Origin of the sequence: Flavobacterium anhuiense (assembly GCF_001705175.1) — a bacterium.
GTDB lineage: Bacteria > Bacteroidota > Bacteroidia > Flavobacteriales > Flavobacteriaceae > Flavobacterium > Flavobacterium anhuiense.
Window position 1 is genome coordinate 4001873 of the sequence record NZ_CP016907.1, and the last position, 16744, is coordinate 4018616.

At 34.9% G+C, this 16744-nt stretch carries 9 protein-coding genes; all 9 read left to right on the forward strand.

Translation table 11 applies throughout. The annotated features are described in order from the left end of the window. Positions 1-15 precede the first annotated feature (15 nt). The 9 genes from BB050_RS22190 to BB050_RS16950 all read left to right on the forward strand — a co-directional run bounded on the left by BB050_RS22190 (position 16) and on the right by BB050_RS16950 (position 16660). On the forward strand, positions 16-570 hold the full coding sequence (locus BB050_RS22190; RefSeq protein WP_250637240.1) for a hypothetical protein: 555 nt from the start codon (positions 16-18) through the stop codon (positions 568-570). Beyond that, positions 504-2288 carry a GH92 family glycosyl hydrolase gene (locus BB050_RS16915; protein ID WP_250637241.1) on the forward strand — a complete coding sequence of 595 codons (1785 nt, stop codon included), beginning with the start codon at positions 504-506 and terminating at the stop codon, positions 2286-2288. Before BB050_RS22190 ends, BB050_RS16915 begins: the two co-directional genes overlap by 67 nt. Before the next feature lie 15 nt (positions 2289-2303). Next, the gene (locus tag BB050_RS16920) at positions 2304-2864 is read left to right on the forward strand and encodes a hypothetical protein (protein WP_066034397.1); all 561 of its coding nucleotides are present in this window, start codon (positions 2304-2306) and stop codon (positions 2862-2864) included. A gap of 241 nt (positions 2865-3105) precedes the next feature. Beyond that, a complete protein-coding gene (locus BB050_RS16925) occupies positions 3106-4941 on the forward strand; it encodes a metallophosphoesterase family protein (protein WP_066034398.1) in 1836 nt (611 codons plus the stop codon). A 52-nt stretch (positions 4942-4993) separates the two neighbouring features. After that, a complete protein-coding gene (locus tag BB050_RS16930; protein WP_066034399.1) occupies positions 4994-9025 on the forward strand; it encodes a hybrid sensor histidine kinase/response regulator transcription factor in 4032 nt (1343 codons plus the stop codon). Positions 9026-9517: 492 nt separating this feature from the next. Next, positions 9518-10399, forward strand: coding sequence for an inositol oxygenase family protein (locus BB050_RS16935; protein ID WP_066034400.1), 882 nt, complete (start codon positions 9518-9520; stop codon positions 10397-10399). Between the two features lie 177 nt (positions 10400-10576). Next, positions 10577-13714, forward strand: a complete 3138-nt coding sequence (gene lacZ / locus BB050_RS16940; RefSeq protein ID WP_066035213.1) for a beta-galactosidase, LacZ type — start codon at positions 10577-10579, stop codon at positions 13712-13714. Positions 13715-13824: 110 nt separating this feature from the next. Next, positions 13825-14967: an acyltransferase family protein gene (locus tag BB050_RS16945; RefSeq protein ID WP_066034401.1), complete on the forward strand. Its 1143-nt coding sequence runs from the start codon at positions 13825-13827 to the stop codon at positions 14965-14967. 55 nt (positions 14968-15022) lie between these two features. Then, complete coding sequence (locus tag BB050_RS16950) at positions 15023-16660, forward strand: sodium/sugar symporter (RefSeq protein ID WP_066034402.1); 1638 nt, start codon at positions 15023-15025, stop codon at positions 16658-16660. Positions 16661-16744: the final 84 nt, after the last annotated feature.

Consider the following 16744-nt stretch of genomic DNA (forward strand, 5'->3'; position numbering starts at 1 on the left):
AGAAATAATTAGGGAATGAAAAATACAAAGTCGCTCATTTTTTTAGCAGCAAGTTTTCTTCTTGCTATAAATAGCAGTGCTCAGCAGAATGTACATCAATATGTTGATCCAATGATAGGTTCAGAAGGCGTGGGAAGAGTTTTTATCGGGCCTTCTTGTCCTTATGGAATGGTAAAACCAAGTCCAGATTGTACTTCTAGTCCAAACAGCGGTTGGCTTCCAGAACCAAAAGAAGTGACAGGATTCAGTCAAGTGCATGTGAGTGGAACGGGTGGAGGACCAAAGTACGGCAACATCCTGATTATGCCTTTTTCTGGTGCTTTGGATAAAATGGATCAGACTTCTTTTAGAGCTGAAGAAAATGTAAAATTGGGTTACTACGAAACTGTTTTTAAAGAAAATAACATTAAAACTGAAATTACGACTGGAGAGAAAGTTTCATTTTATAGAATTACCTATCCTAAAAACAGTTCAAAAGAATTAAAGATAGACCCAGGATTTTTTTGGGAGAAGAAAAAATTCCTGATGCTAGAGAAGCCCAGCAGTTTGTTGGCTCACAAATTGAAATAGTTTCAGATACAGAAGTGAGAGGCTATAGCAGAATTAGAGGCGGATGGAATAATGGAAGAGCTTACACGGTTTATTTCTGTGCCGTTTTCGATCAGCCAATAGCGAAATACGTGACTTTCAAAGACGGGAAATTCTATAATAATCAGAAAACCCAATTTGACTCAGGAAAGAAAACAGCCGCATTATTGTCTTTCGGAAATGGAGGAAAAGAAGAGCTGAACGTCAAAATCGGAATTTCGTTTTTGAGCGAATTAAAAGCGAAGAATAATATAGATGCTGAAATTCCGCATTGGGATTTTAATGTCGTATTGAGCACACTGCAAAATAAATGGGAGAATTTATTAAGCCGTATTCAGCTTTCAAAAGACACTTCAGACGAGTATAAAAGAATGTTTTATACAGGTTTGTATCACACTATGATTATGCCTGTGGACAGAACAGGAGAGAATCCTTTATGGACAAATGATGAGCCGTATTACGATGATTTTTATACGATTTGGGACACATTTAGAACTTCAAGTCCGTTAATCACGCTAATTGATAGCAAACGAAAAGTAGATATCATCAACGCGATGCTTAATATTTACAAACGTGAAGGATATATGCCAGAAGGAAGAAGCGGAAATGATAATGGAAGAACTCAAGGCGGATCAAATGCTGAGGTGGTTATCGCTGATGCTTTTGTGAAAAACTTAAAAGGAATTGACTACGAATTGGCTTTACAAGCCATGATGAAGGACGCTACGGTGCCTCCGGGAGGAAATGAAGAAAGAGAAGGACGCGGCGGACTTTTGGATTACCTTAAATTAGGTTACGTTCCTTATGGCACTGACCGCGCAGGAAACCGAACAATCGATTATTCGTACAACGATTATAATATTGCCACAGTGGCTAAAGGTTTAGGCAAAACAGAATTGTATAATCAATACATGAAACAAGCTGAAAACTGGCAGAATTTATGGCGTGCCGATTACGAAAATAACGGAGCAAAAGGATTTATCATGCCAAAAGACAAAGACGGAAATTGGCTGGATGATGTCGTTTTTGGAGAATCCAAAATCCAGAAACCTACTTTTAAGTATACGCCTGTTATTATCGAATCTCCTTGGTATGTATGCCATTGGTGCGTGTTTTTCTACGAAGGAACTTCTTGGGAATATTCATTTAGCATTCCGCATGATGTTCCAGAACTGATTAAAAAATCGGGAGGAGAGAAAGCGTTTGAAAACCGTCTGGATATTTTCTTTGATCAAAATTTATATAATGTGGCCAATGAACCTTCATTTTTAACGCCTTGTTTGTACCATTGGATCGGAAAACCTTATTTGAGCAGTGACAGGATTAGAAGCATTATAAAGAATAATTTTAATACTTCGAGAGAAGGTTTGCCAGGAAATGATGATTCTGGCGCTATGTCTTCCTGGCTGGCTTTCCACATGATGGGATTATACCCAAATGCTGGACAGCCTTATTATCTAATCAATACGCCTTTGATTAAAGAAACAGTAATACAGTTGGAAAATGGTAAAAAGTTTACCATTTCAGCTAAAAAAATGACAGATAAAAATAGATACATAAAAAGTGCTCTACTAAATGGAAAACCATACAACAAAGCATGGATTACGCATGATGATATTAATAACGGTGGCGAATTGGTTTTAGAAATGGATTCAAAACCATCAGCTTGGGGAACGACAATTTTACCGCCAAATAAATAAAAAATGATAAACAGGATGAAAAATATATTTTTAATGCTTCTTTTCTGCATCGTTTATCAGAAAGGAATATCTCAGAATTACATTCCAACATTAAAAAATAATACGCAACTGCATTATGTCTGCAAACTGCACGGACAAACGAGAACTTTACAGCTCATAGCAGAAACAGCAACTGATAAATTAGCTTTTAAATTAGAAACCAGAGGCGTGAAAAGTAAAATAGTAATGCTTCCCGAAGCCGTAAAAAACGGAACTGAATTAAGTTTTAATCAAGGAGAATATGAGCCAGTTTTAAACTTAAAACCAACAGAAACGTTTTTTATGATTTCGCAGTCGGCTTATCAAGATTTAGTCAAAAAAGGTTCCTTTGTTTATAATAATACAACCTATGTTCTAGATGAAAAAAATGCAGAAAGTGTTCAAATTGAAGGCAAACCAGTTGATGCTCTGCATGTAAAAGCGAAGATTGATGAAACTGAAATGTGGATTGTAAAAAATCCAGATTTCCCCTTAATCTGTAAAATCACAAATAATCCGTTGGGGATTAACCCAACGTTGGTAAAAGTTGTGGATTAATAAAGTAAACTGTGGGTGAAGCAGAACAAAATTTAACTTTAACACATAGAAACATAGATTATTTTACTGCTTTTGTTTAAGAGTAGCAAAAAAAAGCAAGCTTTAACACATAGTCCCGATAGCTATCGGGATAAATTGAAATTGGTGAAACGCCTTTTCTAAAGTTTACAAAGCTATGTTTCTATGTGTTAAAATTAATTTCACCCAAAGGGTTAAAGTTTCTGAGTTATAATAATAAACCATGGCATTTAAAAATTTCTGTTGGGTATTGATTTTTGCAGTTCTAATTTCTTGTAAAACAGAACAGCATTCGCACGACCAAAAAATAAAGATTGCTTTTATAGCCGATGCACATTTACAGGATATTTTTGCCAAATTTGAAGACAGCAATTATCAAGGCATTCAAAACCCTGTAACGGGCGAATACGCCAATATTAGGACCATGAATGCACAACTGCATTCAACTCGAATTTTTAATGAAAACTACTTTGCTTTTTTAGAAGCGTTAAATGACATTGTAAAAAGGGACATAAAACAGGTTGTGCTTCCAGGTGATTTTAGTGATGACGGACAGCCCGTTCATGTTCGCGGATTACGAAAAATACTCAACGAATATTCTCAGAAATACGGCATTTCGTTTTATGTAACCACAGGAAATCACGATGTTGTAAGACCTTTTTCGCAAGATGCTGTTAAAACTGATTTTTTAGGAAAAGATGGAAAAGAACAGATTATTAGCAGTTCTGAAAACAATTTTAAGGCAAGTAAAAGCGAACTAGTTCCAATTATAACTGCCGATATGAAAAATTGGGGTTATAAAGAAACAATTGAAGAAATGCGTGATTTTGGTTTCTTTCCTAAAAAGACCGATTTGTATTGGGAAACACCTTTTTCAAACTACACTTACCAAGAATATAATTTTGAAGAAGCCCAAAAAGAATCCGCTTTAGAAAAAAGAACGTATAAAATTAAAGACACCAATTTGTTTCTGCCAGATGCAAGTTATTTGGTCGAACCCATACAAGGAATCTGGCTTTTAGCTATAGATGCCAATGCGTATGTTCCGAATGAAAAATTATCAGGAAAACCAAATGATCCTCATGACTTTTCTGGAGCCAATACAGGGTACAATAATGTTCTGATTTATAAAAGCCATTTGCTAAAATGGGTAAAAAAAGTGGCAGAGCAAGCAAAAGCAAAAGGAAAAATACTAATTGCTTTTAGCCATTACCCAATGGTGGAATTTAATAATAATGCTTCAGCTGAATTGAAACAGCTTTTCGGTGCCAATAAAATGCAATTGCAGCGTGTTCCCAATGAAGATGTCGCACAGCAATTTGCAGATGCGGGAATTCAGGTTCATTTTGGTGGACACATGCACATAAACGATACAGGCGTTAGAACAACAGCAAAAGGAAACACGCTGTTTAATATTCAGACTCCATCGCTTGCCGCTTATATGCCAGCTTATAAAATTTTGACCATTGATTCAGATTCTGAACTCGAAGTTGAAACTGTTGTAATTGGAAAAGTACATAAATTCAATAGTCTTTTTCCTTTTTATGAAGAAGAATACTCGCACTTAAAAGAAATAAAAAGTAAAGACGTTTGGGATAAAGAAATTCTAAAGGCAAAAGATTACGAAGAATTTACCAATTGGCATTTAAAAGAGTTGGTTCGCCTAAGGTTTTTGCCTGAAGATTTTCCTGCAGAATTTCTAAAATCTATTGTAGATCTATCAGGAAGAGATTTATTAGAAAAGAACAAAAATAGGGAAGAAGTGGCTAAAGATTTGAAAGAGAATTCTCTGATCCTTTCCGATTTTGAATCATGGAATGGTTTTGATATGATTTTCGATTTTTACCGTTTAAAAAGTGCTGACGAATTAGCATTTTCAAAAATTGGAAAAGAAAGATTAAAACAATATGAAGTCATATGCAGACAGTTAAAAAAAGCAGATGACCCCAAACTGATTTTATGGGCAGAAATATTTCATAAAACCATGAATGGAGAGCCTTCCGATCATTTTAAGATTGATTTGAAAAATGGTAAAATTCATAACTTATCTGTTAAATAATTTTAATATTTATTAAATCAAAAAGATTAAATTGCATTTATAATTTATTTTCATGAGATTAAAATTCCTTATAGTATTCTTATTATCTGCCAGTTTTTATTATTCGTATTCACAGAATATAAAATTTGTGCATTATAACGACAATAACGGACTGTCTCATAATTCGGTACGCCATATTGTACAGGATAAAAAAGGTTTTATGTGGTTTGGAACATTCTCTGGATTAAACCGTTTCGACGGTTATCAGTTCAAGAATTACATGAGTTCTACTCCTGGAAAAAATAAATTGTACAATGATGATATTACAGCTTTAGAATTAGACGAAGCTTCTAATAATTTGTGGATTGGAACCCGAAAAGGATTGACGCTTTTTAAAATGGACACCCATGTCTTCACCACTTTTTTTCATAAAAAAAACGATCCAAACAGTTTGCCTGATGATGAAGTGAGATCGGTTTATGCAGATAAATTCAATAGAGTTTGGGTGGGCACTAAAACCAAAGGAGTTTATTTGTTTTTTCTGAAAGAGAACCGATTCGAGAAAATCCAGCTTAAAGGTTTTGATTATGTCAAAGAGATTTTTGAAGATAAAAAAGGCAATGTTTGGGTTGGTAGTTATGAAAAATCAGGTGTGGCCAAAATTACAATGGATGCAAAAGGGGCAATTGTTAGGATTATGACCTATACGCTCTCTGTACCAAATTCAAATGTCAAAAATCCATACCTTAATTTTATTTACGAAGATGCCAAATCGGATATTTTTATAGGAACCCGAGAAGGACTATACAAATTGGATAAAGCAAGAGATCAGTTCATTAATCTTTATATTGAGAATAAACAGATTCGAGGAGCTTTAGGTCCATATTTTCTATCTGTTGCAAAAGCCCCAGACGGGAAATATTGGGTAGGAACGTTAGGAGGATTGCTGGTTTGCAATGAATTGGAAGATATCCAAAAAGGAAATTATAAATGGTATTATTCTATTTTGTCAGATGATAGTTCGCTGGTTGATAATTTAATTGCATCACTTTATTTTGATAAATCTGGCGTGCTATGGATTGGAACCGAAGACGGTCTGGACAAATATGATCCTTATGAAAATCAGTTTACTTTAAACAAAGATATATCGCGTTCTATTGGCAATCAGGCGCCTAGAATAAGAGGATTTGCCAAAACATACGATGAAAAAGTAATTGTAGCGACTTATCATAACGGACTTTTTATTTCCAATACAAAAGGCTCAGTTCCTTTGCATAATACAGGAAAAGATATTGCCAGCATTTATTCCGATGATGGAAAGATATTTTACTGCGGTCTTTGGGATGGAAATATTTTGGTGTACAATTACTTGACAAATTCTTCCAGAGAAATACATACCGGATTTGATAATTCGCCTGTTTTTGCCTTTTCTAAAATTGATGGCGAGTCTCTCATTGCGGGTTCATTTGGAGAAGGCGCTTTATTTTTAAATACAAAGACCCTGCAAGTGCAGACCTCAAGCAAGCTTTTGCCAAACTTTCAAATCAATGCGATTGATAGGGATGCTAAAAATAATATATGGTTTGCTACAGAAACGGGAGTGGTAAAATACAATATCAATTCAGGGAAAATAGAAACCTATTCATCACTTTTTATCAAAGAAAAAGGAGTGCCGCATGATGAGAATGTAAGTGATGTTTTAGTTGACGTAAAAGGCAAGATATGGGCTTCAACACGTTTTGGGCTATGCTTATACAATCCGAAAAAGAACGAATTTGAGCCGATAAAACAACTGAAAGAACTTTCAGGAAAATGGATTACCGATATCCTTTCAGATGCGAAAGGAAATTTATGGCTGAACATCAATAACAACAACATTGCTTTTGTTAGAGCCGATTTGAAAGATATCAGCATTTACCACGTAAACAGCGGTAACAGGCTCGATGTTTTCAGCTCCAGTGGCTTCTTTTATTTTAATAATTCGAATATTTTTCTGGGCGGTAAAAACGGAATCATTTCCTTTTCACCACCAGCAATGCAAAGAAACAAATGGTCGCCATTGCCCGTTATTTCCGAATTTAAGATTCAGAACGAAGAAGTTTTTCCAGAAATGGAAATCAATGGAGAAATTCCGCTTTCAAAAGATCTGAATTATGGTAAAGAAATTGAGCTTAGCCATAAAAACCGAAATTTTTCGATTCAGTTTTCGACTCCTTCCTTTGCAAATGAAAAATTGAATAGATTTCAGTATATGCTCGAAGGCTTTGATAAACATTGGATTACTACTAATAGCACTTCAAGAATAGTCCAGTATACGAATTTGTATCCTGGCAATTACACTTTTAAAATACGATCAAGCAATAGTGACGGATATTGGAGTAAAATTGTTTCTTATAAAATAAAAATCCTGCCTCCGTTCTGGCTTACGCCGACTTCATTTTTAATGTTTTTTGCGATTCTGTTTGGAGTTTTCTATTTCATCAGAAGAGAGATTAAAAACCGAATAAGGCTAAAACAAGAACTGCTTACCGAAAAAGTAAATAGAGAACATGATATAAAACTCAATAATGAAAAGCTGCGTTTCTTTACGAATATTTCGCATGAATTAAGAACGCCATTAACATTAATTTTAGGGCCTGCAAAACAGCTTTTGGAGGAAAACAGCAATGCAACCGATTATGAAAAAAGCAGATATAATCTGATTTATCAAAATGCTAGCCGATTGTTGAATTTGGTAAATCAAGTTTTAGATTTTAGAAAAGCGCAATCAGGCGAATTAAAACTGAAAGTGACTAAAACAGATATTTTGGCGTATTCTAAGAATATTTTCGATTCGTTTAAAGAAATGGCCTTTAATAAAAAGATTAAACTCAATTTTATCACAGAGGATCAGCAAATAAATGGATGGCTGGATAATGACAAGTATGATAAAATACTGTATAATCTTTTATCGAATGCTTTGAAGTTTACCAATAAAAACGGAAATGTAGATTTGTATGTAAGGCTTAAAGATGCCGTTGAAGATATTTTGGTAATTGAGGTAACTGATGACGGAATCGGAATTCCGCTAAAAAGCCAGAATAAAATTTTTAAACGTTTTTATCAGGCATCGAACAGTCAGGAAAATAACACCGGATCGGGAATTGGTTTATCGCTGGTAAAATCTTTGGTATCTATTCACAAAGGAGCTATTTCTGTTGAAAGCACACCAGGAAAAGGAAGTACATTTAGAGTTGAAATTCCAATAGACCGTGCTTCTTATGAAGATAAAGAAGTCTTTGAATATGCTCTTAAAAATGACAATTTAAGCATGCTTATTCCAGAAAAAGCAGCGAAGAAAATCATTCAAAATACAGATTTAAAAGAAAAAATCTTGGTTATTGAAGACAATAGTGAACTCAGAAAATATCTGGTTGATTATCTGTCTGATTATTACAAAGTTTATGATGCCGAAAATGGACAAGAAGGTTTGAAAATATGCCGACAAATTAAGCCGATCTTATGTGTTACAGATGTCATGATGCCTGTTATGGATGGACTAGAATTTTGTAAAGAACTTAAGAATGACGAATTTATCAGCCATATTCCCGTTATAATGCTGACTGCACTTTCTGAAAATATGGATAAGGTAAAAGGTTACGACACTGGAGCAGATGGTTATTTGGTAAAACCTTTTGAGCCATTATTATTGAAAACAGTTATTGAGAATATGATCAAATCGAGATTGGAGCTCAAACAGAAATTTTCTGGAGAAGTGGAAAGCAAAGTAAGTATGCTGACACATTCGCCAGTAGATGAAGAATTTATGGAAAAAGTGACTAATCTGATCAATGATAATTTAAGTGAAGTAGATCTGTCTACCGATTTCTTGTGTGATAAATTGGGTGTAAGTTCGTCTAAACTCTACAGAAAAATTAAAGAACTTACCGACTTGGCTCCAAACGAATTTATTAGAACGATCCGTTTGAAAAAATCAGCAGAATTGCTTAAAACTAAAAAATATAATGTTTCAGAAGTAACCAATCTCGTTGGTTTCAATGACCCGTTATATTTCAGCAGATGCTTCAAAAAACAATTTGGTTTCCCGCCGAGTAAACTGATATAATTAAGTTTTTTCTGCCACGAATTCACGAATTTTTTTGCTCATATTAGATCGGATTTTTGTTCTAATTGCACTAATTTCTATAAATCGCTTATTTTCATTCCGACAAGAACCTTAGTGATAGCGAATAGATGAAGCAAATTTCCATAGTAACTCAGTAAAGATTTTAACTCCATTAAAAACGTAGCCCAAGGTTTCAACCTTGGGTACAAAATATATTTCCATTTGCGGTATTCTGCGCTAAGCAATTATAAATATTCATCTAAATAATTTAGAAAAAATCCGTGTAATTTTTACTCAAAAAAGAAGTAGCATCTGTCTTCAAATAAAAATTCGTGAATTTGTGGCAAAAAACACTTTGCCATAGCTTTTCGTTTGTTTAGTATGGAAAAATCCTACAATAATCAATTTTATCCATGTTTTTGATGTATTAGTCCATTTTGAAAGGAATATGTAATTCTATTTTTGTCTTGTAACTTTTAACTATTAAGCATTATGAAAAAGCATATAGATACAGATAATCCTTTGAAAAATTTAGATGAGTGGGAAGATGATTTGCTAATGCGATATCCTGATCCTTCTGAAAAAAATGTAAAAGAAAAGCAGAAGGAAGAGTTCAGGAATTATGTCGATTCAGAAAGGGTAGAAACAGTTAAAGAGTTTTATAGAATAAACCACACGTATCAAACCTATGATTTTGTTTGCAGTAAAGAACAGGAATTTCTGCAATTCAACAAAAAAGAAATGTCAATCTGGGAGGCTGTTGATTTTTTAAACACACTTGTAGACGACAGTGACCCAGATATTGATTTAGATCAGACGCAACACCTTTTACAGACTTCAGAAGCAATTAGAGCTGATGGCCATCCTGATTGGTTTGTCTTGACGGGTTTTATTCATGATTTGGGTAAAATATTATGCTTGTTTGGAGAACCCCAATGGGCAGTTGTGGGAGATACATTTCCTGTTGGATGTGCGTATTCGGATAAAATCGTGTATTCAGAATTTTTTAAAGAAAACCCAGATTATACAGATCCAAGATTCAATACCAAATTTGGAATCTACACAGAAAATTGTGGATTGGATAAGGTAAAGATGAGTTGGGGACATGACGAATATTTATATCAGATTATGAAAGATTATCTGCCAGAACCAGCTTTATACATGATTCGTTATCATTCATTTTATTCTCAGCATAAAGAAAATGCTTACGCACATTTAATGAATGAAAAAGATATTGAAATGTTTGACTGGGTTAGAAAGTTCAATCCGTACGATTTGTATACAAAAGCTCCAGTTAAGCCCGATGTACAAGCATTGCTTCCTTATTATAAAGAATTAGTGGCTAAATATCTGCCTGAGAAATTGAAGTTTTAAAAAGACCAGATAGATACATAGAAACATAGTTTTTTGAGCTAAAGATGTATTATAAGAACTAGTTTTCCACACATAACTTGATATTTTATAATAAGTCAAACGCCTTTGAAATAAAGAAAAAAACTATGTTTCTATGTGTTTAAAAAAAATAATGTCAGCTATCTAAAACCAAAACAAATGCAGAAAACCAAAACCAAAATACTTTTATTCAGCCTGCTTATACTTTGTGGTGCAGCTGTTTTGGCACAGGAAAAAGATCGCAACGATTGGGAAAATCCTCTTGTGTTTCAAATCAACAGAGAACCCGCAAGAGCAGCTTTTCTTCCTTATGCAGATGAAACTTCCGTAATCATTGATAAATATGAAAATTCGCCTTGGTATTTTTCTTTGAATGGCAAATGGAAATTTTCATGGGCTCCAACACCAGATGAGCGCCCAAAGGATTTTTATAAAACAGATTTCAGCACATTGCATTGGAAAGAACTTCAAGTGCCTTCGAATTGGGAACTAAACGGATATGGAGTTCCGATTTACACCAACATAACGTATCCTTTCGAAAAAAATCCGCCTTTTATCAATCATTGGGATAATCCTGTTGGGTCTTATAAAAAAGATTTTGTGCTACCTGAAAATTGGAAAGGCCGACATGTTTTTCTTCATTTCGAAGCAGGAACTTCAGCAATGTACATATGGGTAAATGGAGAAAAAGTGGGTTACACAGAAAATACTAAAAGCCCCGCAGAATTTGATATTTCGAAGTATTTGAAACCGGGTAAAAATAATTTGGCTATTGAAGTTTACAGATGGAGCGATGGTTCTTATTTAGAAGATCAAGATATGTGGCGACTTTCTGGAATTGACAGAAATGTGTATTTGTATAGTACTGACAATGTTCGCATTTCGGATTTCTTTGCAAAACCAGATTTAGATGCAAAGTATAAAAACGGAAGTTTAAATGTTGATGTGAGTTTAAAAAATCTGACTTCAAAAGCAGTAAACAACCAAAAGTTGGTTGCAAAATTGGTTGACGCCTCGGGCAAAAATGTTTTTAGCAAAGAATTCAATATCAATTTTGAAGCTTCAAAAATTCAGAATCTTAATTTTTCTCAAAGTATTTCAAGTCCGAAATTGTGGAGTAGTGAAACGCCGAATTTGTACACTTTGCTTTTGACTTTAAAAAATGCAAAAGGAGAAATTGTAGAAACCGTCGGAACCCAAATCGGATTCAGAAAAGTGGAATTAAAAGGCGGACAATTATTGGTAAACGGTGTCCGATTAATGGTTCATGGCGTAAACATTCACGAACATAATCCAGAAACTGGACATTATCAGGATGAAGCCACGATGTTGAAAGACATTCAGATGATGAAACAGCTCAATATCAATTCTGTACGCTGCAGCCATTATCCAAACAATATTCTGTGGGTAAAATTATGCAACAAATACGGTTTGTTTTTGGTGGATGAAGCCAATATTGAAAGCCATGGAATGGGAGTAGAAGGACAGCCTCTAAAGTGGATGAATCCAAAAACGAATCCGGGCCATCTTCCAGAATGGAGAGAAGCACATTTAGACCGAATTTATAGCTTGGTAGAAAGAGATAAAAATATGCCATCGGTAATCATTTGGTCATTAGGAAACGAAAGTGCTAATGGACCAGTATTTCATGAGGCATATAAATGGATCAAAAAAAGAGATAATTCGCGTTTGGTTCAATTTGAACAGGCAAAAGAAAATGAGAATACAGATATCGTCTGCCCAATGTATCCAACAATTGAATACATGAAAGAATATGCTGCGAGAAAAGAAGTGAGTCGTCCGTTTATTATGTGTGAGTATTCGCATGCCATGGGGAACAGTAGCGGAAACTTTCAGGAATATTGGGACATCATTCGTGGCAGCAGAAATATGCAGGGCGGATTTATTTGGGATTGGGTAGATCAGGGATTTTATGGAATTGATGAAGCGGGTCGTAAGTATTGGACTTATGGTGGCGATATGGGAAGCCAAAACTATCTAAACGACGAAAATTTCTGCCATAACGGATTAGTTTATGCTGATAGAACACCGCATCCTGGAGCATTTGAAGTGAAGAAAGTCTATCAGAATATTTTATTCAAAGCAGTCGATATCAAAAATGGTATAATCGAAATTAATAATGATTTTGGATTCACAAACCTGAACAAGTACAACTTTAGATATGAAGTTTTAGAAAACGGTAAAGTAATCAAAGAAGGAAATTTGAATGTTGCTTTAGATCCAAAAACTAAAAAACAATTCAAACTTGATTTACCAAAATTAGAATCAAAAGAAGGAATAGAATATTTGCTAAATGTTTTTGCTTACACTAAAACCGGATCAGATTTACTGCCTCAGAATTTTGAGATTGCGAAAGAACAATTTGTAATCGAAGACGGTAAATATTTCCAAAAATCTGAAAAATCAAACAATTCGAAAGTTCAAGATGAGAAAGATCAGTTTGTTTTAACTTCTGATAATGTTACAGTTAAAATCAGCAAATCGACTGGATTAATTTCCTATTACAGTATAAAAGGCGAAGAATATTTTAAGCAATATCCTGAACCTAACTTCTGGAGAGCGCCAACCGATAATGATTTTGGAAACAAAATGCAGATTAGAACCAATGTTTGGAGAACGGCAGGAAAAAATACATCGCTAGAAAATATTCAGCAAATTGAAGAAGGCGGTAAGCAATATATTGTTGCTAAATTGAAGTTGAATGATGTTGCTTCAGACTACACTATTAAATATGCATTAGGAAATGACGGTGCTTTGGAAATTCAGGCTTCTTATAAAAAAGGAAATAATCCAGTGCCAGAGCTGCCGCGTTTCGGAATGATTTTCACCTTGAAAAATACTTTGGAGAATCTGGATTATTACGGAAGAGGTCCTTTAGAAAATTATCCAGATAGGAAAACTTCTTCATTCAAAGGAATTTATAACAGTAAAGTTGCAGACCAATATGTGCCTTATACGCGCCCGCAGGAAAATGGATATAAGACCGATATACGCTGGTTTAAATTGTCAAGCAATACAGGAAATGGCTTGGAAGTAAAAGGTCTGCAGCCTTTATGTATGAGTACTTTGAATAATTATCCGAGCGATTTTGATGGCGGGATTTCTAAAAAGAACCTTCATTCCAGTGACATCACTCCAAGAGATGAAGTAGTTGTTTGTGTAGACTTAACCCAGCGAGGTTTAGGAGGCGACAACAGCTGGGGACAACCGCCACACGAACAATATGTATTAAGCCAAAGCGAATACAGCTACGGATTTATTATTAAACCACTTTAAATAACCTGTTGTTTAGTTCCAGTCACAGTTTTCAGTCACATAACCACTGAATACTGCGACTGTGACTGAATACTGCGATAGAAAATTAAAACTAGAACTAAAACTAAAAAATGAGTAACCCTACAAACGGAAGATTAATTTCTTTAGATGCGCTGCGCGGATTTGTAATGTTTTGGATTATGAGTGGCGAACATATAATTCATGCTCTAGCCAAGGCGGCCCCAATTCCTATTTTTCTCTGGATGTCATCGCAATTGCATCATGCGGAATGGAATGGCATTACATTCTATGACATGATTTTCCCTGTGTTTTTGTTTGTAGCAGGCGTTTCTATGCCATATTCTTTTGAGAAGAAAATGAATTTAGCGGGAGTATCAACTCCGCAGGAATTGCCCTCAAAAGAAAAACGAAAAATATACCTTTCTATGCTGAGGAGAACCATTATTTTAGTGGTTTTAGGTTTTGTAGTAAATGGATTATTGCGTTTTGATGGCTTTGACCATACCCGTTTCGCGAGTGTTTTAGGAAGAATTGGAATAGCTTGGTTTTTTGCCGGAATGATTTATTTGAATTTTGATTTCAAAAAACAGTTTATATGGTTTTTAGGCATTTTGATGGGCTATTATGCGGCCATGAAATGGATACCGGTTCCTGAGTTTGGAGCGGGAGTTTTAACCAAAGAGGGATCATTAGAAGGATATATTGACCGCCTATTTTTACCAGGCAGACTTCACAGTACCGTTTATGATCCAGAAGGCATTTTTTCGACTCTTCCCGCGATTTCTACGGCATTATTAGGAGTTTTTACAGGAACATTTTTAAAAGCAAAAAATCAGTTTTCAATAAATGCAAAGTTAATTTTGATGGCTTTGACGGCTGTATTGTTAATTATTGCAGGTTTAATTTGGGACATTGATTTTCCAATCAACAAGCATTTGTGGACAAGCTCTTTTGTCTGTTTTGTCGGCGGATTTAGTATTCTATTTTTTGTCTTTTTCTATTTGATAATTGATTTGTCTGGTTTTCATAAATGGGCATTTCCGTTGATTTTAATTGGTTCAAATTCGATTTTAATATATATCGCAGCCGAAGGCTCTGTAGATTTTAAACATACTGCTGATTACTTTTTTGGAGGTATGATACAGTATTTGCCAATGATATGGCAGCCAGTATTTGTTGCTCTCTCAGTAACTGGTGTACAGCTTCTTTTACTTTATTTTCTGTATAAAAGAAAATGGTTTCTCAAGATTTGATGCGATCAGATCTTACAATACATTTTACTATCTAACCACACAATAACCACACATTATGAATGTATTACAAACCGCAGATTACATTGTTTTCTTTATTTACTTTATCATAGTCACGGCCTATGGAATGTACATTTATAGAAGCAAAAAAACTGCAGCAACCAGTTCCAAAGAATATTTTTTAGCAGAGGGTTCGCTTACTTGGTGGGCAATTGGAGCTTCTTTGATTGCGTCTAATATTTCAGCAGAACATTTTATCGGGATGAGCGGTTCGGGTTTTGCCATTGGACTTGCCATTGCTTCTTATGAATGGATGTCTGCGGCTACTCTGATTATCGTGGCCATGTTTATTCTTCCCGTTTATTTGAAGAATAAAATATTTACCATGCCGCAGTTCCTAGCCAAAAGATATAGTGGAACCGTAAGCACGATCATGGCCATAATTTGGCTTTTAATTTATGTATTTGTAAATCTTACTTCGATTATCTATTTAGGCGCTTTGGCCATTTCGTCCATTGCACCGATAAGTTTTCAGTTTTGTGTAATCGGATTGAGTCTGTTTGCTGTAATTGTGACTTTGGGTGGTATGAAAGTAATCGGATACACAGATATGTTTCAGGTTATTGTTTTAATTCTGGGTGGACTGGTAACAACTTATTTGGCCTTGACACTATTGTCAGACCAATTCGGTTTTGGAAAGGATATCTTAAAAGGATTGTCTGTAATTGCCGATCAAGCTCCAGGACATTTGCATATGATCTTAGATAAGTCCAATCCGCATTATAATGAATTGCCAGGAATGTCGGTTTTAGTGGGGGGAATGTTAATTAACAATCTGGCCTATTGGGGGTGCAATCAATATATCGTTCAACGAGCTTTAGGAGCCAATTTAAAAACAGCGCGTAAAGGAATTTTATTTGCCGCTTTTCTAAAATTATTGGTTCCAATTATTGCCGTTTTACCGGGTATTGCCATGTTTGTCATGCATGAAAACGGAACGTTTCAGCAGGAAATGGTTGATGTGGCTGGAGTTTTAAAACCAGATCATGCGTACCCGACTTTAATGAATCTGCTTCCCGCAGGATTAAAAGGAGTGGCATTGGCGGCTTTAACAGCGGCAATTGTGGCTTCTTTGGCTGGAAAAGCCAATAGTATTTCAACTATTTTTTCGCTAGATATTTATAAAAAATATTTCAACTCACAAGCATCAGAAAAAAAATTGGTTCGTATAGGAAAGTGGTGTGTGGTGGTTTGTATGATCATTGCAGCTTTTGTAGCTCCTGCATTAAAATCATTAGATCAGGCGTATCAATTTATACAAGAATATGTGGGATTCTTTTCGCCAGGAGTTTTAGCAATTTTCTTGTTGGGAATGTTTTGGAAAAAAACAACTCCAGCTGCAGGATTGGCAGGGGCATTGTTAACGGTGCCTATTGCAGCGGTCTTAAAATTCTTGCCGATGTGGACAGAAGGCGCTTTTCCTGATTATCCTTTCTTAGACAGAATGACTATTGTTTTCTTTATCATTGTATTGATAATGGTGGGAATCAGTTTGGCCAAACCAGTATCAGAAGAGGAAGCTGAAGTTCATAAAATTGAAGTTGATAAATCGATGTTTAAAGTATCATCAGAGTTTATAGTTGGATCTTTTATTATCTGTGGAATTTTAGTGGCTTTGTACACTGTTTTCTGGTAATTTCTGTTTTGCCACGAAGGCACAAAGACTCAAAGTTTATTTAAAAGGATTAAATTGAAAATTGCTCGCAAAAGCGTAAAGTTT

Bases quoted from the DNA above. Each gene is read 5' to 3' on its own strand.
- lacZ (WP_066035213.1), top strand. From the start codon at position 10,577: ATGCAGAAAACCAAAACCAAAATACTTTTATTCAGCCTGCTTATACTT.
- BB050_RS16925 (WP_066034398.1), top strand. From the start codon at position 3,106: ATGGCATTTAAAAATTTCTGTTGGGTATTGATTTTTGCAGTTCTAATT.
- BB050_RS22190 (WP_250637240.1), top strand. From the start codon at position 16: ATGAAAAATACAAAGTCGCTCATTTTTTTAGCAGCAAGTTTTCTTCTT.
- BB050_RS16930 (WP_066034399.1), top strand. From the start codon at position 4,994: ATGAGATTAAAATTCCTTATAGTATTCTTATTATCTGCCAGTTTTTAT.
- BB050_RS16945 (WP_066034401.1), top strand. From the start codon at position 13,825: ATGAGTAACCCTACAAACGGAAGATTAATTTCTTTAGATGCGCTGCGC.
- BB050_RS16950 (WP_066034402.1), top strand. From the start codon at position 15,023: ATGAATGTATTACAAACCGCAGATTACATTGTTTTCTTTATTTACTTT.
- BB050_RS16920 (WP_066034397.1), top strand. From the start codon at position 2,304: ATGAAAAATATATTTTTAATGCTTCTTTTCTGCATCGTTTATCAGAAA.
- BB050_RS16935 (WP_066034400.1), top strand. From the start codon at position 9,518: ATGAAAAAGCATATAGATACAGATAATCCTTTGAAAAATTTAGATGAG.